Here is a 20,089-nt window from a genome sequence, read left to right as displayed (position 1 = left end):
CGCCCTCCAGCGGGAGCAAGCTCCCTAGTCACGGTAAGCCCTTGTCATGAGATCGCCTGTTACTCTTTCACCAAACCCCATCCTTGAGGCTCCATGGCAATCCCTTCGCGCCATTCGCTTTTTCCATTCCTGAGCTGGCTGCCCCGGCAGACCCGGGCCAGTGTCGGGCGAGATCTTATCGTCGGCCTGAGTGGCGCGATCCTGGCCCTGCCACAATCGATCGCCTACGCCCTGATCGCCGGGTTGCCTCCGGAGTACGGCTTGTACGCGGCGATTGTGCCGGTGCTGATCGCATGCCTGTGGGGTTCATCGTGGCACCTGATCTGTGGGCCGACGGCGGCGATCTCCATCGTCTTGTATGCCAGCGTCAGTCCACTGGCCGTACCGGCTACGCAGGATTACGTCACGCTGATCCTGTTGCTGACGGTGCTGGCGGGTATTTTCCAGTGGTTGCTGGGGCTGTTGCGGTTCGGGGCGCTGGTCAATTTCGTCTCGCACTCGGTGGTGCTGGGGTTCACCCTGGGGGCGGCGGTGGTCATTGCCTTGGGGCAACTGCCGAACCTGCTGGGCCTGGACCTGCCGAACGAGGCCACCGCACTGAAAGGCTTGCTGGCGTTGCTCAGTCATATCGGGGCTGTGGATAATCCGTCGCTGTTGCTGGGGGTGGGGACGCTGGTGCTGGGCATCGTGCTCAAGCGCTTGTTGCCGCGCTGGCCGAGTTTGTTGATAACTTTAGTCATCGGCAGTCTGGTGGTCTGGGCGTGGCCGGCCATGTTCGGGCATGTGGCGCTGGTCAGCGCCTTTGCCGGACGTTTGCCACCGTTCACGCCGCTGCCCTTGGATCTTGAGCTGATCCTGCGGCTGCTGCCAGGTGCCGTCGCGGTGGGCATGCTCGGGCTGGTGACCAGTCTGTCCATCGCCCGTTCACTGTCGGTGCGCTCCGGGCAGTTGCTCGATGCGAACCAGGAGGTGAGGGCGCAGGGACTTTCCAATCTTGTCGGCGGATTTTTCGCCGGGTCGTTGTCGGCCGGTTCCTTTACCCGTTCCGGTCTCAGCTATGAAGCGGGGGCGTGCTCGCCGTTGGCCGGGGTGTTCTCGGCGTTGTGGGTGGCGCTGTTTGCCGTGGCGGGGGCGCAACTGATCGCGCACATCCCGATTCCGGCCATGGCCGGCAGCATCCTGCTGATCGCCTGGGGCCTGGTGGATCATCGCGGCATCCGGGCGTTGTACCGGGTGAGCCGTTCAGAGTTCATGGTGATGAGCCTGACCTGTCTGGCGACCTTGCTGCTGGAGCTGCAAACCGCGATCTACGCGGGAGTGCTGGCGTCGTTGTTCTTCTACCTCAAGCGCACCTCGCAACCTCGGGTACAGCATTTGCGCGAAGGCGAGGCAGATATCCTGCGGGTCGGTGGCTCGATCTTCTTCGGCGCCAGCCATTACTTGCAAGTGCGCCTGCAACGGTTGCAGGGGCAACAGGTGGTGATCGATGCCCAGCAGATCAACTTCATCGATTACTCCGGGGTGGAAATGCTCCACCAGGAAGCCCGACGCCTGCGCAGCCAGGGCCGCAGCCTGACCCTGCGTCGGGCCAGGCCGCAGGTGGTGGAGGAGTTGAAGAAGCTGGAGGGCGCGGAGAAATGCCCGATTCTCTTTGAGGAATGAACATTCCCAGCGACTTGAGATATCCCCTGTGGCGAGGGAGCTTGCTCCCGCTGGAGGGCGAAGCCCTCCCCAATAAACGGTGTCCTCAGTTTCTTGGGGCCGCTGCGCAGCCCAGCGGGAGCAAGCTCCCTCGCCACGGTTTATAGCACTAGCTGTCTTCGAAGCTCAGCCAGCACCGGCGCCGTATCCGGACGCACCCCACGCCACAGGTAGAACGCTTCGCCCGCCTGCTCAGCCAGCATCCCCAAGCCATCCATCGCCACCGCGGCGTTTTGTTCGCTGGCCCAACGGCAGAACGACGTAGGCTCCTTGCCATACATCATGTCGTAGCAAAGCGTCTTGCCGGGCTCGATCAAACTTCCGGCAATCGGCGGTACATCCCCCGACAGGCTGGCCGACGTGGCGTTAATGATCAGGTCCACCGGCTCTTGCAGCCAGTCGAAACCACTGGCCGAGACCGGGCCCAGGTCGGCGAACAGTTCGGCCAACAATTCGGCTTTCTCCACCGTACGATTGGCAATGATCACCGAAGCCGGGCCCTCGGCCAGCAGCGGCTCCAGGGCACCACGCACCGCACCACCGGCACCCAGCAACAGAATGCGCTTGCCCTTGAGGCTGAAACCGGCGTTGACGGTCAGGTCGCGGACCAGCCCGGCGCCATCGGTGTTATCACCCAGCAGACGACCGTCAGTCAGTTTGCTCAAGGTGTTGACCGCCCCGGCCCGCTGCGCGCGCTCGGTCAGGCTGTCGGCCAAGCGGTAGGCGTCTTCCTTGAACGGCACGGTGACATTTGCCCCACGACCCTCGCGGAAAAACTCTCGCGCACAACCGGCAAAATCCTCCAGCGGCGCCAGCAGCGTGGTGTAGTCCAACGCTTGCCCAGTCTGTTCGGCAAACAGGCGATGAATCAGTGGCGACTTGCTGTGGCCGATCGGGTTACCCATGACAACGTAGCGATCCATGGACATCCCCTCAGGCCGTCGCCAGCCAATCGCGATCCTGCAGGAAATACTCGGTCAGGCGTGCTTCTTCGCTGCCCGGCTCGGCTTTCCAGTCGTAGCCCCAGCGCACTTGCGGCGGCAGCGACATCAGGATCGATTCGGTACGCCCGCCCGATTGCAGGCCGAACAGGGTGCCGCGGTCGTAGACCAGGTTGAATTCCACGTACCGTCCGCGGCGGTACTCCTGGAATTCCCGTTGTTTGGCGGTGAATGGGTCGTGCTTGCGGCGGCGCATGATCGGCAGGTAGGCATCGATGTAGGCGTCGCCAATGGCGCGCATAAAAGCGAAGCTGGTGTCGAAATCCCACTCGTTCAGATCGTCGAAGAACAGGCCGCCGATGCCCCGGGGCTCATTGCGATGCTTGAGGTGGAAATAGCTGTCGCACCAGGCCTTGTAGCGTGGGTACACCTCGGGGCCGAACGGGGCGCAGGCCTGTTCGGCGACTCGGTGCCAGTGCACGCAATCTTCCGCGACGCCGTAGTAAGGCGTCAGATCGAAGCCGCCGCCGAACCACCAGACCGGCTCCTCGTCTTCTTTTTCGGCGATGAAAAAGCGCACGTTGGCGTGGGACGTCGGCACATGGGGATTGTGCGGGTGGATCACCAGCGACACGCCCAGGGCCTCGAACCCGCGCCCGGCCAGTTCCGGCCGATGGGCACTGGCCGACGGTGGCAGGCCGCTGCCGAAGACGTGGGAAAAGTTCACACCGCCTTTTTCGATGACCGTGCCGTTTTCGATCACTCGCGTACGACCGCCACCGCCGGCAGGCCGTGTCCAGGCATCTTCGACGAAGCGCGTGCCGCCGTCCTCGGTTTCCAGGGCGGCGCAGATACGGTCTTGCAGGTCGAGCAGATAGGCTTTCACCGCCTCGGTGCGAGTGGACATGACATCACCTTGATCAGGGCTACGCTACGCGGCATACAAAGGGCCGGTGGCAAATGGGCGCACAGGATACCACCGCACCTGCCCACGCCACAGTTGACGTCGGTCAAGCTTAGGAGTCCGATAGCAGGCTTGGTAAAAAGTCCCGCGACAAGGAGAAAGTGAAGATGGCCAAACGTATCCAGTTCAGTTCCCACGGCGGCCCCGACGTACTCGAGTACGTGGACTACCAGCCCGCCGAGCCGGGCCCGCAACAAGTGCGCGTGAGCAATCGGGCGATCGGCCTGAATTTCATCGACACCTATTACCGCAGCGGTCTCTATCCGCCACCGGCGATGCCGTCGGGCCTGGGCGCGGAAGGCGCGGGCGTGGTCGAGGCGGTCGGCAGCGAGGTCAAGCGCTTCAAGGTCGGTGACCGGGTGGCGTATGGCAGCGGTCCGCTGGGGGCCTATAGCGATGTGCATGTGCTGCCTGAGGCCAATCTGGTGCACCTGCCGGAATCCATCAACTTCGAGCAAGCCGCCGGGGTGATGCTCAAGGGTTTGACCGTGCAGTACCTGTTGCGTCAGACCTATGAGCTCAAGGGGGGCGAAACCATTCTGTTCCACGCGGCGGCCGGTGGCGTGGGGTCGTTGGCCTGCCAGTGGGCCAAGGCCTTGGGCGTGAAGTTGATCGGCACCGTCAGCTCGCCGGAAAAAGCCGCCATCGCCAAGGCCCATGGCGCTTGGGAAACCATCGACTACAGCAAAGAAAACGTCGTACAGCGTGTGCTGGAATTGACCGACGGCAAGAAAGTCCCGGTGGTGTACGACGGCGTCGGCAAAGACACCTGGCTGACCTCCCTGGACTGCGTGGCCCCTCGTGGATTGCTGGTGAGCTTTGGCAATGCCTCGGGCGCGGTGGAGGGCGTGAACCTGGGCATCCTTTCGGCCAAGGGCTCGCTCTACGTCACCCGCCCGACCCTGGCGACCTACGCCAACAACGCCGAAAACCTGCAACGCATGGCCGATGAACTGTTCGCGATGATCAGCAGCGGCAAGCTCACGGTGGACATCAACCAGCGTTATCCACTGGCGGAAGCGGCCAAGGCCCAGGCTGAGTTGTCGGCACGACGTACGACTGGGTCGACCATCCTCTTGCCTTGAGTCAGGCGTCAAACCCTGTGCAGCTCACAACTATTGCGTGTGACACAAAACCACTGTGGGAGCGAGCTTGCTCGCGATAGCGGTGGATCAGCTTGCATCTGTGCTGAATGTGCCGGCGTCTTCGCGAGCAAGCCCGCTCCCACATAGGGCCCGGCGGGGATGTGTTTGGGCTCAGTCCGGGCGGACGACTTTACCGGTCGCCAGGTCGCGGATGACGCTGGGGTTCTTGCGTCCGCCCAGGTTGCCGCCAAGGACCAGGTCGAGCTGCCCGCGAAAGTATTGCTCGACGCGGATCCGCGTGCGTGCCGCCGGGCGGCCTTGGGGGTTGGCCGACGTGGAGACCAGCGGGCCGACCAGCGAGCACAAGTCGCGCACGGTCGGGTGGTCGCTGACCCGCAATGCGACGGTGTCGTGCACGCCGGTAATCCATTCGGGCAGCAGGTTCTGGTGCGGCACCAGCCAGGTATTGGGGCCCGGCCAGGTGCTGGCCATGCGGTCCATCCAGGTGTCGGGGAAATCTTCGAACAGGAAATCGAACTGATGGATGTTGTCCGCCACCAGGATCAGGCCTTTGTCCGGCCGCCGCGACTTGATCGCCAGCAGCCGGTCCACCGCCTCTTCGTTCCACGGATCGCAACCCAGACCCCAGACCGCTTCGGTTGGATAGGCAATCACCGCCCCGGCACGGACTTCTCGTGCGGCTTGTTGCACACGCCAACTGTTGACCATGAAAGATTCTCCGCAACGCAAATAAGGCTGTGCGCAGTTTACCGATCTTCCTCATAAAACCTAGCGTGCAAACCAGCGGCCGTTATCGCAGATGGCTCGTCCCTCCATCTCCAGTTCCGTCAGCGCCGCCAGCACCTTGGGCAGGCCCCAGCCGCTGGCGTCGGCCAACGCCTCGCTGCTCTGCGGCGCGGCGTGCAGCAGGCGCAACAGCGGATGGGTTGCCGGCTCCGGCGTGGAGGCTGGCGGCAACCGCTGCCAGCCGCGCAAGGCTTCAAGAATATGCTCGACGGTTTCCACCAGCGCCGCACCGTCGCGGATCAACTGATGGCAGCCCCGGGCGCCGGGATGATGAATCGAACCCGGTATGGCATACACCTCGCGGCCCTGTTCGGCGGCCAATCGCGCGGTAATCAGCGAGCCGCTGGCGATACTGGCCTCGATCACCAGCACCCCCAGGGACAAACCGCTGATTATTCGATTGCGCCGCGGAAAGTTGCTGGCATGGGGTGCTGCGTCCAACGCGAACTCCGACAGCACCGCGCTGCCCTGGTCGATCATCGCATCGGCCAGCCGACGATTGCGCTGTGGATAAAAGTTTTCCAGCCCGGTGCCGAGCACCCCGACGGTGCGCCCACCCACATCCAGTGCTGCCTGATGGGCCGCCGCATCAATCCCTAAGGCCAGGCCGCTGGTGATGACAAAACCGGCCCCGGCCAGGCTGCGGGAAAACGCCGCCGCCGTGTCCATGCCTGGACGCGACGCTCGGCGGCTGCCCACCATCGCCAGCTGCGGTTTCTCCAGAATCGTCGGGTCACCGGCGACGAACAACAGCGCTGGCGCGTCGCTGATTTCCCCCAGCAGCGCAGGGTAACCAGGCTGGTCCCACATCAGTAAATGCTGGCCCGGACGCTCTAGCCAGGCCAATGCATGGGCCGCGCCATCGCGTACATCCGGATCACGCCGCGCCTCGGCACAGGCCGCCGGCAACCCCAGCGCTCGCCAGGCACTGGCCGGCGCGCTGATGGCTTTCGAGGCCGAGCCGAAGGCCTCCATCAGGGTCATGAAACGTTTAGGCCCAAGTTGCGGCAACCGATGAAGGCGTAGCCGCGCCTCCAGTTCCGCCGGGGAAACCGGAGCAGATTCAGGTAATGACATGCGATCATCCTTGATCGTTATAGGTCCCGCAGAAACGGGAACAAGCTGTGGATAACTCTGTTGGTAAGTTGTGAGACCCGTTACGGATTACGCACCTTGTCGAGCACCGCCAACGAGCGCGAGGCATAGAGCACCAAGCCATAGCTGAGCTTGTCGTAGGTGCGGAACACCATCAGCAAACCGGCCCTTTCATCTGGGATCTTCACTGATTGGCCATTGATACGGTCGCGCACGGTTTCGCCGGTCTTCATCACCGCCAGCACGTTGCCTTCGACCAGGCCGTCGCGCCGGCCCTTGTTCACCGTCACCACGTCCAGCGCACCGATCTGGGTCACGCCGCGAGGCACGTCGAGAATCAGCCCGTTGACCTCGGTGTTCGGCGCGCTGGGCATGAAGGTCGAATTGATCGAGCGTTCCTCGCCGCTGAACAGCCTGTCGCCGAGGCGCACTTCCTGGGTGGTGCGTTGCAGCGCCAGTGTGGTGACATCGCCTTCGGTGGCGATCACCTCGCCGCCGCCGATGTCATCGGCGTTGATGCCCAAGAATTCCTTGGTTTCGGGATCGGTGTAGACCTTGCCCTGGCGGAAGATGCCGTAGGCCGACTGATTGTCATCGAATTTGCCGCGGGCGAAGATTCGGTCCCCGGTGCCGCTGAGCACCCGTTCGGCATCGCCGGCGACGATGTACGGCGCCTTGTCGAAGTCTTCGAGTCTGTCGACGATGCGGTTGCTCAGCAGGAAGCTGTTGATCGCTTGCAGCGGAATGCTCGGGATGGCATCGGCCACCGGTGAGCTGCGCACCCGTGGGGACAGTTTGATGGTGCCCCGCGAGGCGCCGCGATTGAGGGTCAGGCGCGGCTGGCCGTTGACGTAGACCAGGGTCAGGGTGTCGCCGGGGTAGATCAGGTTGGGGTTTTCGATTTGCGGGTTGGCCTGCCAGAGTTCCGGCCACTTCCAGGGCTCGCGCAGGTATTTGCCGGAAATGTCCCAAAGCGTGTCGCCCGTCACCACCGTGTATTGCTGGGGAAAACCTTCCCGAAGTTGCACTTGCCCATGTGCGATACCGGCCGAGGCCAGGAGCAGCAGGGCGAGTAGTGATTTCCTCATGCGGTGAATCCCTTTATTATGTGCGTTCGCGTAAAACGCCAGAGCCCCCGTGGCTCGCTCCGATTCGATCGCTGTGCTTCGAAGCTGTGTTTTACAACGGTAGCCTGCATCCCCAGACACGCCAGGCCAGCCACCCGACTTTACCTCACACGTGCATTTATCAAGCTTATGGCCATTTTGAACATTCTCGAATTTCCGGACCCGCGCCTGCGCACTATCGCCAAACCGGTGGCCGTAGTGGACGACGAAGTGCGTCAGCTGGTCGATGACATGTTTGAAACAATGTATGAGGCGCCGGGCATCGGCCTCGCCGCGACCCAGGTCAATGTGCACAAGCGTATTGTCGTCATGGACCTCTCCGAAGACCGCAGCGAGCCCCGGGTGTTCATCAACCCCGAGTTCGAAACCCTGACCGACGAGATGGACCAATACCAGGAAGGCTGCCTCTCGGTGCCGGGCTTCTACGAAAACGTCGACCGCCCGCAGAAGGTCAGGATCAAGGCCCTGGACCGCGACGGCCAGCCCTACGAGCTGATCGCCGAAGGCCTGCTGGCGGTGTGCATCCAGCACGAGTGTGACCACCTCAACGGCAAGTTGTTCGTCGATTACCTGTCGACCCTCAAGCGTGACCGGATCAAGAAAAAACTGGAAAAGATTCATCGCCAGAATGCTTGATGCCCCCCTTCAAAGGCTTGCCGCGGCAAGCCTTTTTCTTTTTGCGACTGCTTTGAACTGAGAGCCTTCCATGACTGAGCCACTGCGCATCGTCTTTGCCGGCACCCCCGAATTTGCCGCCGAACACCTCAAGGCCCTGCTGGCCAGCCCCCATGAGATCGTCGCGGTCTACACCCAGCCGGATCGCCCGGCCGGTCGCGGGCAAAAACTGATGCCCAGCCCGGTCAAACAGCTGGCTGTGGAAAATGGCATTCAGGTGTTGCAGCCGCCGACCCTGCGCGACCCGCAGGCCCAGGCCGAACTGGCCGCGCTGAAGCCGGACTTGATGGTGGTGGTCGCCTACGGCTTGATCCTGCCGCAAGTGGTGCTGGACATCCCGCGCCTGGGTTGCATCAACAGCCACGCCTCGCTGCTGCCGCGCTGGCGCGGTGCGGCGCCGATCCAGCGCGCCGTGGAAGCGGGCGATGCCGAAAGCGGCGTGACCGTGATGCGCATGGAAGCCGGCCTGGACACCGGGCCGATGCTGCTCAAGGTCAGCACGCCTGTCAGCGCCGAAGACACCGGCGGCAGCCTGCATGATCGTCTCGCGCTGATCGGCCCGCCAGCGGTGGTCCAGGCCATCGCCGGACTGGCCGCCGGCACCCTGCCGGGCGAAGTGCAGGATGACAGCCTCGCCACCTACGCTCACAAGTTGAACAAGGACGAGGCGCGCATCGCCTGGAGCCGCCCGGCCATCGAACTGGAACGCCTGGTGCGCGCCTTCAACCCGTGGCCGATCTGCCACAGCACCTTGAACGGCGAAGCCCTGAAAGTCCTGGCGGCCAGTCTGGCCGAAGGGCAGGGCGCACCGGGTGAAATCCTCGGCGCCAGCAAGGACGGCCTCGTCGTCGCTTGTGGCGAACAGGCGCTGTGCCTGACCCGCCTGCAATTGCCCGGCGGCAAGGCGCTGAACTTCAGCGATCTGTTCAACAGCCGCCGTGAGAAATTCGCCCTCGGCACCGTGCTCGGCCAAGCGGCGGACGCCTCATGAATCCACGTCTGGCCGCCGCCAAGGCCCTGGCCGCTGTCCTCAGCGGTAAAGCCTCTCTCAACAGTTCCCTGCCGACCCAATTGGAAAAGGTCGAGGACCGTGATCGCGGTTTCACCCAGGACCTGGCGTTCGGCACCGCCCGCTGGCAGCCGCGCTTGTCGGCGCTGGCGGCCAAGCTGCTGCAAAAGCCTTTCAAGGCTGCGGATGCCGACGTCGAAGCGCTGCTGCTGGTCGGGCTCTATCAATTGCTCTACAGCCGCGTCCCCGCCCACGCCGCCATCGGTGAAACCGTGGGCTGCGCCGACAAACTGAAAAAGCCCTGGGCCAAGGCCCTGCTCAATGCCGTGCTGCGCCGCGCCCAACGCGAAGGCGAAGCTCTGCTGGCCGAGCTGGAACACGACCCGGTGGTGCGCACCGCCCACCCACGCTGGTTGCAGAAATCCCTGAAAGCCTTCTGGCCCGAGCAGTGGGAAGCCATCTGCGCGGCCAACAACGCTCATCCGCCGATGATCCTGCGGATCAACCGTCGCCACCACAGCCGCGATGCCTACCTGGCCTTGCTGGGCGAGGCGGGCGTCCCGGCGATCCCCTGCCAGTACAGCCGCGACGGCATTGTCCTCGAAACTCCCGCTGACGTGCGCAGCCTGCCAGGGTTTGCCGAAGGCTGGATCAGCGTCCAGGACGAAGCCGCGCAGTTGGCCGCCGACCTGCTGGAACTGGCGCCGGGCCAGCGGGTGCTCGACGCTTGCTGCGCGCCGGGCGGTAAGACCTGCCACATCCTTGAAGTCGAGCCGAAGCTGGCCGGCGTGGTGGCCGTGGACCTGGAAGCCAAGCGTCTGGTGCGGGTCAAGGAAAACCTCGAACGCCTGGGCCTCGACGCCGAGCTGATCGCCGCTGACGGCCGCGACACCGGGAGCTGGTGGGACGGCAAGCCATTCCAGCGCATTCTGCTGGACGCGCCATGCTCGGCCACCGGGGTGATCCGCCGTCACCCGGACATCAAGCTCACCCGCCAGCCGGACGACATCGCCGCATTGGCGGTGTTGCAGAGCGAACTGCTCGATGCCCTGTGGCCGACCCTCGACGTGGGCGGCATGTTGCTCTACGCCACTTGCTCGACGCTGCCGACCGAGAACGCCGAAGTGATTCAAGCCTTCCTCGCTCGCACCCCCGGCGCCCGGGAGCTGGACATCGCCAGTCAGGCCGGTCTGAAGCAGCCCCACGGTCGCCAGTTGCTGGCCCAGGAAGGTGGCCACGACGGGTTCTACTACGCCAAGCTGATCAAGATCGCCGCCGCACGCGGTTAAGACCGATTCGAAAGGAGTGAGCGGATGAAAATCATCATCCTCGGCGCAGGGCAGGTCGGCGGATCGCTGGCGGAACACCTGGCCAGCGAGGCCAACGACATTACCGTGGTCGACACCAACGGCGAGCGCTTGCGCGACCTGGGTGATCGCCTCGACATCCGCACCGTGCAAGGGCGCGGTTCGTTGCCGACCGTGCTGCGTCAGGCCGGCGCCGACGATGCCGACATGCTGGTGGCCGTGACCAACAGCGACGAAACCAACATGGTCGCCTGTCAGGTGGCCCACACGCTGTTCCACACCCCGACCAAGATCGCTCGGGTCCGCGAGGCGGCCTACCTGACCCGCAATGACCTGTTCGACAACGAAGCGATCCCGGTGGACGTGCTGATCAGCCCCGAACAGGTGGTGACCAACTACATCAAGCGCCTGATCGAACACCCGGGTGCGTTGCAGGTGATCGACTTCGCCGAAGGCAAGGCGCAACTGGTGGCGGTCAAGGCGTACTACGGTGGGCCGTTGGTCGGCCAGCAACTGCGCCAGTTGCGCGAGCACATGCCGAATGTCGAGACCCGGGTCGCGGCGATCTTCCGCCGGGACCGGCCGATCCTGCCCCAGGGCGATACGCTGATCGAAGCCGACGACGAAGTCTTCTTCATCGCCGCCAAGGCGAATATTCGTGCAGTGATGAGCGAAATGCGCCGCCTCGACGAGAACTACAAACGCATCGTGATCGCCGGCGGCGGGCAGATCGGCGAACGCCTGGCCGAAGCCATCGAAAGCCGCTATCAGGTCAAGATCATCGAGATGAACCCGGCGCGCTGCCGTTACCTCTCCGACACCCTCGACAGCACCGTGGTCCTGCAAGGCAGCGCCTCGGATCGCGACCTGCTGCTGGAAGAAAACATCGCCGACGCCGATATCTTCCTGGCCCTGACCAACGACGACGAAGCCAACATCATGTCTTCGCTGCTGGCCAAGCGCCTCGGGGCGAAGAAGGTCATGACCATCATCAACAACCCGGCCTATGTCGACCTGATCCAGGGCGGCGACATCGACATCGCCATCAGCCCGCAACTGGCAACCATCGGCACCTTGCTCGCCCACGTACGGCGCGGCGACATCGTCAGCGTCCACTCCCTGCGCCGCGGCGCCGCCGAAGCCATCGAGGCGATCGCCCACGGCGACGCCAAATCCAGCAAAGTCATCGGCAAAGCCATCCGCGACCTCGGCCTACCGCCCGGCACCACCATCGGCGCGATCATCCGTGACGAAGAAGTGCTGATCGCCCATGACGACACCAGGATTCAGACGGGCGACCATGTGATCCTGTTTTTGGTGGACAAGAAGCACATTCGCGATGTCGAGAAGCTGTTTCATGTGGGGTTGAGCTTTTTCTGATCCAGAATATGGGGTGCTTGCTCGCGATAGCCATCTAACATTCAACAAATCAGTCACTGGAAACACCAGAAAAAGGACATGCCCCCCATGCTCGAATCCCTGGAAAAAATGCTAGCCAAGGGCATCGACAACCCCCTGCTACGCTTCGGCCTGGGCAAAGGCTACCTCGACCTCGGCGACTTCCCCCGCGCTGCCGAACACCTGCAACGCTGCATCGAACTCGACCCCAAATACTCCGCCGCCTGGAAACTCCTGGGCAAGGCCCACCAAGGCCAAGGCAACCTCCCCGCCGCCCGCCAAGCCTGGGAACAAGGCCTGCAAGCCGCCCAAGCCCATGGCGACAAACAAGCCGAAAAAGAAATGACCGTGTTCCTCAAAAAACTCGACCGCCACCCCTAAGCCCGCAGCGACTCGACCGCCCTGCCCAGTTCATTTCTCATACATCCTCCGGCTGGAAAACATCCCCGATCCCGCCGCTACCGCTGCGATTGCAAAAATCCCGACATCGATGCTGCCAATGAAGGGTGGCAAAACAAACAGCACAACAAAACCCAAGCAAACCAGGGTCAGGCCTAGTCGTAACCTGAGTACATAACGCCTCACACAAAGATGCAGCAGCACAATCCCCAGGCCGGCCAGCAGATATTGGGTTGTTACACTCATGGCCTATAGCTCCTCAGGACTGGATGATCATGGAAGACATCGAACGCTGTGGCCCGATACCGCCGCTGACCTGCGCATCCAGGCTGACAATGACGTCGCCGGCGTGATAGGTCGGCAAGATGCCCTTCGCCCACCTTCTGCCTATGTAGCCCGCCACCGGTGCGATAGCTAGACCCACTACCGGTACTTGACCAGTCACCCCTGTGAAGAATCCGGTGGTGATGTTGATGACGTCTGTGCGCTGATCGTTGAGCGTATCCCCCTGCTTACGTGTCAGCGGACGGGAGATTGCGACGCTCATTACGCAGGGCAGATCCCGGGCGAGCATCTTGTCATAGAGCTCCACCAGCAGCCGAGTGACATCGAAATGCGCCGCTTTGGCTTCCTGAAAATACAGCGTGCCGAGCCTGCCACGGTCACTTGGCATGACGGTGAAACGAGTGATGCAGAAGATAATGCCGTGATGGGCGGTGAGCTGGTGCCTAGTGAACTCCATGTACAGCGTCCTTAACGAATCCGTAAGGCCTGGAGTTTTCAACAGGAATGAAGACCTGCGTAGAAGCTAATTGCGGCTTTTTGTCACCTCAAGTTTCTATATGCGCCTTCGGTTCAAGCTTCCTACAGACGGCTCGCACTACCGTCAAAGAACACCCGTGGCGAGGGAGCTTGCTCCCGCTTGAGTGCGCAGCACTCACAAAAAACGCCCGGACCTTTGTGTGGCGAGGGGATTCATCCCCGCTGGGCTGCGAAGCGGCCCCAGAGCCCCAGCCAAGCGTCGTTCAAATCCGCGTATTGACATATCGAAAAATCTCGATATCCTCGCCACATGGACCTACTCGAAATCTTCAAAGCCCTCTCAAACCCGACACGACTCCAAATTCTGAAAGGTTTGAAGGATCCGGCAAAGAACTTCCCCCCGCAGGATGAGGGTGACGTTCATACGGTCGGCGTCTGCGTCAGCAGTATCCAGGAAGGGATCGGCCTGTCGCAGTCAACGGTGTCCGGTTATCTGGCGACGCTGCAACGGGTGGGCCTGGTGGAAGTCAGGCGTATCGGTCAGTGGACCTACTACAAGCGCAATGAAGCAACCATCAGTGCGCTCGCCGAGATCATCGGGAAAGATCTGTAGCATTTTTTTACCGCGATATATCGAGATATCTCGATATCCCTTTTTCTAGATACGAGGATTTACCATGAAAGCGATGATGCTTGAATCATTCGGCGGTCCTGAATCGTTCGAACTGCGCGAGGTGCCCAAGCCCGTGTCGCAAGCGGGCCAGGTCCTGGTCCGGGTATACGCCACTTCCATCAACCCGTTGGATTACCAGGTTCGACGCGGCGACTATGCTGATCTGGTGCCATTGCCGGCCATCACCGGCCACGATGTATCGGGTGTGGTCGAAGCCGTAGGGCCTGGCGTGACCACCTTCAAGCCAGGGGACGAAGTCTGGTACACGCCGCAAATATTTGACGGGCAAGGCAGTTATGCCGAGTACCACGTCGCGGCCGAAAGCATCGTCGGGAAGAAGCCGCCCGAGCTGAGCCATCTCGAGGCCGCGAGCCTGACCCTGGTGGGCGGGACGGTGTGGGAAGCCCTGGTGGTGCGTGCGGCGCTCAGGGTCGGGGAGAGTATTCTTGTCCACGGCGGCGCCGGAGGCGTCGGTCATGTCGCAATCCAAGTGGCAAAAGCCATGGGCGCCCGCGTGTTCACCACCGTGCGCGAAGCCAACGCGGAGTTCGCCCGCAACCTGGGTGCCGACGTGATCATCGACTACGAGAAGGAAGATTATGTCGACGCCGTGCTTCGGCAAACCGCTGGCCACGGCGTGGATGTCGTGTTCGACACCATCGGCGGCAACACACTCTCACGCAGTCCCGACGTGCTCGCCCAACTGGGCCGCGTCGTCTCGATCGTCGACATCGCCCAGCCACAAAACCTCGTCCAGGCCTGGGGCAAGAACGCGAGCTATCACTTCGTGTTCACCCGACAGAACCGCGGCAAGCTCGACGAATTGAGTGCATTGATAGCCCGCGGTCAGCTGCGCCCCCACGTCGGCGCCGTCTACTCGCTGGCCGACATTCCCCTGGCCCACGCTCGACTGGAAAGCCCCAACAATGGCCTGCAAGGCAAAATCGCGATTGCCGTCGAGCCATCGCTCATTCCGTAAGTGCGCAGTCTCAGACAGTTCAGAGGTACGCCATGATTTATGAAATCGCTGTGCTCCCCGTTCACAAAGAACGCATCGAAACGTTCCGAAGCGCATTTGCCGAAGTCGCCCCATTGCTCACCCGGGCCAAGGGCTACGGCGGCCACATGCTGGCGCAAGGGATCGAAACCCCCGAGCAGTTCAACCTGATCGTGCGATGGCAATCGCTGGAAGACCACACACCCGGCTTCGAAGCGAGCGAAGACCATCGCATGTTCATGCTGGGGTTGGAGGATTATTTTTCGGAGGAACCGAAGGTCTACCATGTTGAAGGGGACAGCTTTTAGGTCGGGCTAAAGTGATGATTCACTTTGAACAAGGGAAAGGGTTCGTTCTATGAAATGAACCCTTTCCCTTTTTCCTGCCCGATACATTCGATGGGACCACCGGTAGTTAGAACTTCAACTTGAAACTCACGGGACAATGATCCGAACCTTTCAGCGGGACGGGAAACTCCAATAACGACCCTGTCACATAGTGCTCTCTCAAATCGCTGCTCATCAGCGCATGGTCGATCAACCACTTCGACCCTCCGCCCCGACATTCAGATAGCGCCTTGAAGCCCTCACTTGGACGAAACAACTGGGCCGCTGACGGTTCGCCATCTGAAAGCTCGGCGAAGAGACTTACTTCAGGATCCGACTTGCGTTCGATGGGAGTATCGAATCGACGGTTGAAATCGCCGATGATCATGGAGGGAAAGCCAGACTTGATTGAACTATCGAGCCACGCTTCAAGCGCAGGCGCTTGCTTCTTAAGCACCTCGCAGGTGATGACGCCGCTGGCTTTGTCGCGCTGGGTCGCATACCCGCTATTCAACGCGTGATCAAAGCAACCGCTTTTGAGGTGCACGGATAGAAGCTTGATGGTTATGCCGTTGATGGTCACGGGTAACTCCGTTCCATGTCGAGCATGGTTTTCAAAGGCGTCGCCCAGCGACTCAATATCGCCCATCGTCCCGACTTCAAACCCGCTGGATCTGCGAACAACGAATCCGGTGCGCTGAATCCAGGGGCTGCGCATGTTCACGTAAAAATCGTATTCATCCTTCGGCCAGATTTGCTGAAGCGCTTGCGGACTCTCGACTTCCTGTACAGCGATCACGTCCGCATTCAGCTTTTTCGCCACTGCCTTCAAGTCCTCTATCTGCGCAGGGGATTTGCACTCCCAGCGGTAGGGGTGTGTTTCTTCAAGTTGCTCGCGCTTGGCCGGCTTGATTTTGATGCATTCATCGAACTGGCTCTGGCTCAGAGGCGCTGATCGCTGCCAAGCCAGGTTCCATGTTGCGAAGGTGAGGGTTTCAGCGAGAGCGGAATAGGGAAAACAGAAAAGCAGTAAGGCTAAATTCAATGTCTTCATGGGCTTTAGCTCTGAGCACCGCGTCAATATCAGTCATAGTGACGGCACTGCTCTAGCCGCTTTTTTTGAGATTAGCAGCGTATTGTGATGCTGCTGACAAAGCCTCAGTGACTCCAACCTGTGGCGAGGGGGCCTGCTCCCGCTTGGGTGCGAAGCTCCCACAAAAAGTCATACGGGCACCGGCTTGGCAAAATGTGGCGACTGCCCGAACGACTCGATCAACAGCTCGGTGAGTGCATGTATCTTGCGAGCCGGATGCAGCCCTGGTGGGCGCACGACATGGGCCCCTGCCGGAGGCGGCGGTCTGCCCACTCATGACCGAACCTCGATCAACAGTTGGGAAGACGTCGAGTTCAATCAGGCGGTCAAGGCCACTGGCCGGCGCAAACTCATCATGACCGCACTCTGGACTGAAGCGTGTCTGACCTTTCCGGTACTCGATGCCATACAGGAAGGTTATGAAGTCTACGTACCGGTCGATGCCGTCGGCGGCACATCCGTTGCCGCACACGAGGCCGCGTTACGCCGAATCGAGCAGGCGGGAGCCAAACTGATCAGCCGCGTGCAGATGTATTGCGAACTCCAGCGTGATTGGGCGCGGGAATCGACTGTTGCGGGATTCATGGGCGTATTTGAAAACGCTGATGGTTTCAATGCGGAAAAGGCTCCGTAAGTATCAATCAAGCGCTCTCTGACCGATGAGCTGAAAAGGGGTGAGACCTATATGCAGGCCTCACCTTTTCTACGCCAGCGAGAATCAGGGCCCGGAAACCGCTTTAAAACCCAGCAAGCAGATCGTTTTCCAGATGCCACTGGTTCCTTCGTTTTTGATCGGTAAGGGCGTTTTCGTGCGCCGCCTTACCTTATTATCATTGCTCAGCAAGACTTTGATCGCGCAATTCCCTGCGCAGTACGCTGATGGTTTGTTCGATGGATGGGCCTTGTACGTCCGGCGGATCAGGACGCTCGCAAAACTCCCGCCATACAAACAGGGTCAGCTCCGCACCGTCCGTTTTAAGCACGGTATCATCGAGCGAGCCAAAAGCCTGGAGCGACCTGTACCTGTCGTCTTGCCAGAACAGAGTCTCGATCCAAGGGTAAATCGGGATGAAGTGGAAATGGATGGAATATCCCGCATCATGACCAAAACGGCTGATGTACAAGCGTTGTGGATGCAGGTGCGTTTCGATGGCCAGCTGGATTCTTGCCTGGAGCGCCCCTAACTCTACCAGCGCTTGCGCCGGAAGCGCGGCCAACGAGTTTGTCATTTCCTTTGCGCTGAGCATCAGATAGCCAGGCAACGCACTGTCCATACGGTGGTTCACAACCCAGTGCGTTGACTCATAAATGATGAAGCGAGGCGGTATGTCCATATGACGGCCTTGAAGAGTTATCAAAGCAGGGTATCACTCGTAGCTGCGCATTCACCAAGCCGCAGGTACGGAGCGATACAATCGCCGCTGTTTTGACAGGGCTCTGGCTTTATATCGAGCTGGCCACATCGATCCACGCAGCCCAGCCAAACGGCAACAGGGCATCGCACATTGCGCAACGGTTGCGCGTATTTCGGAGAGCAGGGCATGGAACATGTCGATCACGTATTGATCGTGGATGATGATCGCGAGATCAGGGAGCTGGTCGGCAACTACCTGAAGAAGAATGGTCTGCGCACCACCGTGGTCGCCGATGGTCGCCAGATGCGGGCCTTTCTCGAAACCAACCAGGTGGATCTGATCGTCCTCGACATCATGCTGCCGGGGGATGATGGGTTGCTGCTGTGCCGCGAACTGCGCGTCGGAAAGCACAAGGCGACTCCGGTGCTGATGCTGACCGCTCGCACCGACGAGACCGATCGCATCATTGGCCTGGAAATGGGCGCTGACGACTACCTGGCCAAACCTTTCGCCGCCCGGGAGCTGCTCGCGCGTATCAACGCCGTGCTGCGGCGTACCCGCATGCTGCCACCCAATTTCGTCGTCAGCGAAAGCGGTCGCCTGCTCAAGTTCGGCCGCTGGCGCCTGGACACCACCGCCCGCCATTTGCTCGATGAGGACGATACGCTCGTCTCACTGAGCGGCGCCGAGTATAGGTTGCTGCGGGTATTTCTCGATCATCCTCAGCGGGTGCTGAGTCGCGACCAGCTGCTCAATCTGACCCAGGGCCGTGACGCGGATATCTTCGACCGTTCCATTGACCTGCTGGTCAGTCGCGTGCGGCAGCGCTTGCTGGATGACGCCCGCGAACCGCTCTACTTGAAGACCGTGCGCAATGAAGGCTACGTCTTTACCTTTGCGGTCGAAATGCTCGAGGAGCAGGCATGAAACTCGCGTTGCAATGGCCCCGCACGCTGGCGTCGCGGCTATGGCTGGTGTTCCTGGTCGGTCTGATACTCGCCCAGTCCCTGACATTTGCCGCCCAGTATTACGAACGCTACCAAAGCACCAAGACGGCGATGTTGGGCAACTTCGAGCATGACACGGCGACCTCCATCGCCATCCTCGATCGTCTGCCTGCCGACGAGCGCCCGGCGTGGACCAAGCGTCTGCAGCGGCGCAACTATGACTACCTGCTGCGCGAACACGACCCCGGCATCGCACTGGCGTCGGACGATCTCGCGGCGACGGCTGCGCAATCGCTTCAAGTCGCGCTGGGTCGCAACTATGCCCTGACCTTCGTCCAGATCCCCGGTCCGCAGCAGCATTTCCAGGCCCAGGTGCGGCTGGCTGACGGCAGTCCGGTCACCATCGACGTGCGCCCCTCGGTCAGGCCCTTGTCGCCCTGGTTGCCCTTTGTCCTGTTGGGTCAACTGGTGTTGCTGATCGGCTGCACCTGGCTGGCCGTGCGGATCGCGATACGCCCACTCAGTCGCCTGGCCGAGGCGGTCGAGAACCTTGACCCGAACGCACACCCCGTACAGCTGGATGAAAGCGGCCCTCGGGAAGTGGCGTACGCCGCCCGGGCCTTCAACAGCATGCAGGCGCGTATCGCCGCATACCTGAAAGAGCGCATGCAACTGCTGGCGGCCATTTCCCACGACTTGCAGACGCCCATCACGCGCATGAAGCTGCGCGCCGAATTCATGGACGACTCGGTAGAGAAAGACAAACTGGGCAACGACCTGAACGAAATCGAGCACCTGGTGCGCGAAGGTGTTGCCTATGCTCGCAGTGTCCATGGGGCGACCGAGGCCAGTTGCCGCATCGGGCTGGATTCCTTTCTCGACAGCCTGGTCTGCGACTATCAAGACACCGGTCGGGAGGTCAGCCTGCGCGGCACGAACGGCGCGGTCATCGAGACACGCCCTCATGCCCTGCGCCGGATCCTGGTGAATCTGGTGGATAACGCGCTGAAGTACGCCGGCACCGCCGAGGTGGAAATCGGTGGCGACGCGAGCACGGGCGTTTCGATCAGTGTGCTCGACCGAGGCCCGGGCATTCCCGAAGAGGTCCTGGCCGAGGTGGTCAAGCCGTTCTATCGGGTGGAAAGCTCACGCAACCGCAGTACCGGCGGCGCCGGCCTGGGGCTGGCCATCGCCCAGCAATTGGCTGTCGCGATTGGTGGGGCGCTGAGCCTGCGCAACCGCGACGGCGGCGGTCTCTGCGTAACCCTCGATTTCGGCCCCAATCGATAGGCATTGCGGGCTGCACGTCAAGTGCAGCCCGTACCGGCCGGCGCCCATAGCGGCGGTTTGTAAGCCATTGTATCCAGCGTATTCACAGACTCAAAAGAACGTATAAGCGCCGGTCGTCGAACATAGCCGGTATACATA

At 61.5% G+C, this 20,089-nt stretch carries 21 protein-coding genes and 2 pseudogenes; 13 read left to right on the top strand and 10 right to left on the bottom strand.

Annotation, left to right across the window (positions count from 1 at the left end):
• Positions 1-93 precede the first annotated feature (93 nt).
• On the top strand, positions 94-1,662 hold the full coding sequence (locus tag ACLEJQ_RS10025; RefSeq protein WP_440794496.1) for a SulP family inorganic anion transporter: 1,569 nt from the start codon (positions 94-96) through the stop codon (positions 1,660-1,662).
• Between the two features lie 140 nt (positions 1,663-1,802).
• Here ACLEJQ_RS10025 and aroE read toward each other — a convergent pair whose 3' ends face one another.
• On the bottom strand, positions 1,803-2,624 hold the full coding sequence (aroE, locus tag ACLEJQ_RS10020; protein ID WP_440794494.1) for a shikimate dehydrogenase: 822 nt from the start codon (positions 2,622-2,624) through the stop codon (positions 1,803-1,805).
• A gap of 10 nt (positions 2,625-2,634) precedes the next feature.
• The gene (gene hemF / locus ACLEJQ_RS10015; protein WP_440794492.1) at positions 2,635-3,549 is read right to left on the bottom strand and encodes an oxygen-dependent coproporphyrinogen oxidase; all 915 of its coding nucleotides are present in this window, start codon (positions 3,547-3,549) and stop codon (positions 2,635-2,637) included.
• Positions 3,550-3,713: 164 nt separating this feature from the next.
• Between hemF and ACLEJQ_RS10010 the strand changes: the two genes are divergently transcribed.
• Positions 3,714-4,691: an NADPH:quinone reductase gene (locus tag ACLEJQ_RS10010; protein ID WP_440794490.1), complete on the top strand. Its 978-nt coding sequence runs from the start codon at positions 3,714-3,716 to the stop codon at positions 4,689-4,691.
• A 171-nt stretch (positions 4,692-4,862) separates the two neighbouring features.
• Here the strand turns inward: ACLEJQ_RS10010 and ACLEJQ_RS10005 are convergent, their stop codons facing one another.
• From ACLEJQ_RS10005 to ACLEJQ_RS09995, 3 genes are all read right to left on the bottom strand, one after another.
• Positions 4,863-5,420 carry an L-threonylcarbamoyladenylate synthase gene (locus ACLEJQ_RS10005; RefSeq protein WP_440794488.1) on the bottom strand — a complete coding sequence of 186 codons (558 nt, stop codon included), beginning with the start codon at positions 5,418-5,420 and terminating at the stop codon, positions 4,863-4,865.
• A gap of 60 nt (positions 5,421-5,480) precedes the next feature.
• Positions 5,481-6,575 (bottom strand): DNA-processing protein DprA, encoded by a 1,095-nt coding sequence (dprA, locus tag ACLEJQ_RS10000; RefSeq protein ID WP_440794486.1) that lies wholly within the window; start codon positions 6,573-6,575, stop codon positions 5,481-5,483.
• 80 nt (positions 6,576-6,655) lie between these two features.
• Complete coding sequence (locus tag ACLEJQ_RS09995) at positions 6,656-7,681, bottom strand: LysM peptidoglycan-binding domain-containing protein (protein WP_440794484.1); 1,026 nt, start codon at positions 7,679-7,681, stop codon at positions 6,656-6,658.
• 168 nt (positions 7,682-7,849) lie between these two features.
• Between ACLEJQ_RS09995 and def the strand changes: the two genes are divergently transcribed.
• From def to ACLEJQ_RS09970, 5 genes are all read left to right on the top strand, one after another.
• Positions 7,850-8,356 carry a peptide deformylase gene (gene def / locus ACLEJQ_RS09990; protein ID WP_047704002.1) on the top strand — a complete coding sequence of 169 codons (507 nt, stop codon included), beginning with the start codon at positions 7,850-7,852 and terminating at the stop codon, positions 8,354-8,356.
• Positions 8,357-8,426: 70 nt separating this feature from the next.
• The gene (gene fmt, locus ACLEJQ_RS09985) at positions 8,427-9,386 is read left to right on the top strand and encodes a methionyl-tRNA formyltransferase (RefSeq protein WP_440794481.1); all 960 of its coding nucleotides are present in this window, start codon (positions 8,427-8,429) and stop codon (positions 9,384-9,386) included.
• Positions 9,383-10,693, top strand: coding sequence for a 16S rRNA (cytosine(967)-C(5))-methyltransferase RsmB (gene rsmB / locus ACLEJQ_RS09980; RefSeq protein ID WP_440794479.1), 1,311 nt, complete (start codon positions 9,383-9,385; stop codon positions 10,691-10,693). The genes fmt and rsmB overlap by 4 nt, the downstream gene beginning before the upstream one ends.
• 24 nt (positions 10,694-10,717) lie before the next feature.
• On the top strand, positions 10,718-12,091 hold the full coding sequence (trkA, locus tag ACLEJQ_RS09975; protein WP_440794477.1) for a Trk system potassium transporter TrkA: 1,374 nt from the start codon (positions 10,718-10,720) through the stop codon (positions 12,089-12,091).
• Positions 12,092-12,178: 87 nt separating this feature from the next.
• A complete protein-coding gene (locus tag ACLEJQ_RS09970) occupies positions 12,179-12,490 on the top strand; it encodes a tetratricopeptide repeat protein (RefSeq protein ID WP_440794475.1) in 312 nt (103 codons plus the stop codon).
• A 30-nt stretch (positions 12,491-12,520) separates the two neighbouring features.
• Here ACLEJQ_RS09970 and ACLEJQ_RS09965 read toward each other — a convergent pair whose 3' ends face one another.
• Both ACLEJQ_RS09965 and ACLEJQ_RS09960 read right to left on the bottom strand, forming a co-directional pair.
• Positions 12,521-12,754 (bottom strand): hypothetical protein, encoded by a 234-nt coding sequence (locus tag ACLEJQ_RS09965; RefSeq protein ID WP_440794474.1) that lies wholly within the window; start codon positions 12,752-12,754, stop codon positions 12,521-12,523.
• A 13-nt stretch (positions 12,755-12,767) separates the two neighbouring features.
• Positions 12,768-13,250 (bottom strand): hypothetical protein, encoded by a 483-nt coding sequence (locus tag ACLEJQ_RS09960; RefSeq protein ID WP_440794472.1) that lies wholly within the window; start codon positions 13,248-13,250, stop codon positions 12,768-12,770.
• Positions 13,251-13,580: 330 nt separating this feature from the next.
• On the opposite strand from ACLEJQ_RS09960, the gene ACLEJQ_RS09955 reads away from it, so the two are divergent.
• From ACLEJQ_RS09955 to ACLEJQ_RS09945, 3 genes are all read left to right on the top strand, one after another.
• On the top strand, positions 13,581-13,883 hold the full coding sequence (locus ACLEJQ_RS09955) for an ArsR/SmtB family transcription factor (RefSeq protein WP_003177098.1): 303 nt from the start codon (positions 13,581-13,583) through the stop codon (positions 13,881-13,883).
• A 64-nt stretch (positions 13,884-13,947) separates the two neighbouring features.
• Positions 13,948-14,922 (top strand): zinc-dependent alcohol dehydrogenase family protein, encoded by a 975-nt coding sequence (locus ACLEJQ_RS09950; RefSeq protein ID WP_440794470.1) that lies wholly within the window; start codon positions 13,948-13,950, stop codon positions 14,920-14,922.
• A 32-nt stretch (positions 14,923-14,954) separates the two neighbouring features.
• Entirely contained in the window at positions 14,955-15,248 is a 294-nt protein-coding gene (locus ACLEJQ_RS09945) for an antibiotic biosynthesis monooxygenase family protein (RefSeq protein ID WP_440794468.1), read from the top strand.
• A 106-nt stretch (positions 15,249-15,354) separates the two neighbouring features.
• Here ACLEJQ_RS09945 and ACLEJQ_RS09940 read toward each other — a convergent pair whose 3' ends face one another.
• Positions 15,355-16,320: an endonuclease/exonuclease/phosphatase family protein gene (locus tag ACLEJQ_RS09940; RefSeq protein WP_440794467.1), complete on the bottom strand. Its 966-nt coding sequence runs from the start codon at positions 16,318-16,320 to the stop codon at positions 15,355-15,357.
• Between the two features lie 168 nt (positions 16,321-16,488).
• Positions 16,489-16,623, bottom strand: a pseudogene (locus tag ACLEJQ_RS09935) (LysR family transcriptional regulator); the annotation flags it as partial.
• On the opposite strand from ACLEJQ_RS09935, the pseudogene ACLEJQ_RS09930 reads away from it, so the two are divergent.
• Positions 16,619-16,993 (top strand): annotated as a pseudogene (locus ACLEJQ_RS09930) (isochorismatase family protein); the annotation flags it as partial. The pseudogenes ACLEJQ_RS09935 and ACLEJQ_RS09930 overlap by 5 nt on opposite strands.
• 196 nt (positions 16,994-17,189) lie before the next feature.
• Here ACLEJQ_RS09930 and ACLEJQ_RS09925 read toward each other — a convergent pair.
• Entirely contained in the window at positions 17,190-17,693 is a 504-nt protein-coding gene (locus ACLEJQ_RS09925) for an HIT family protein (protein ID WP_440794465.1), read from the bottom strand.
• Positions 17,694-17,900: 207 nt separating this feature from the next.
• Between ACLEJQ_RS09925 and ACLEJQ_RS09920 the strand changes: the two genes are divergently transcribed.
• Positions 17,901-18,641 carry a response regulator gene (locus ACLEJQ_RS09920; protein ID WP_440794463.1) on the top strand — a complete coding sequence of 247 codons (741 nt, stop codon included), beginning with the start codon at positions 17,901-17,903 and terminating at the stop codon, positions 18,639-18,641.
• Positions 18,638-19,951: an ATP-binding protein gene (locus ACLEJQ_RS09915; RefSeq protein WP_440794461.1), complete on the top strand. Its 1,314-nt coding sequence runs from the start codon at positions 18,638-18,640 to the stop codon at positions 19,949-19,951. The genes ACLEJQ_RS09920 and ACLEJQ_RS09915 overlap by 4 nt, the downstream gene beginning before the upstream one ends.
• Positions 19,952-20,089: the final 138 nt, after the last annotated feature.

Origin of the sequence: Pseudomonas sp. SMV71, from assembly GCF_052042015.1 — a bacterium.
Classification (GTDB): Bacteria; Pseudomonadota; Gammaproteobacteria; order Pseudomonadales; family Pseudomonadaceae; genus Aquipseudomonas.
The sequence above is the reverse complement of the archived record's forward strand: the minus strand, read 5'-3'. Positions and strand labels throughout refer to the sequence as shown.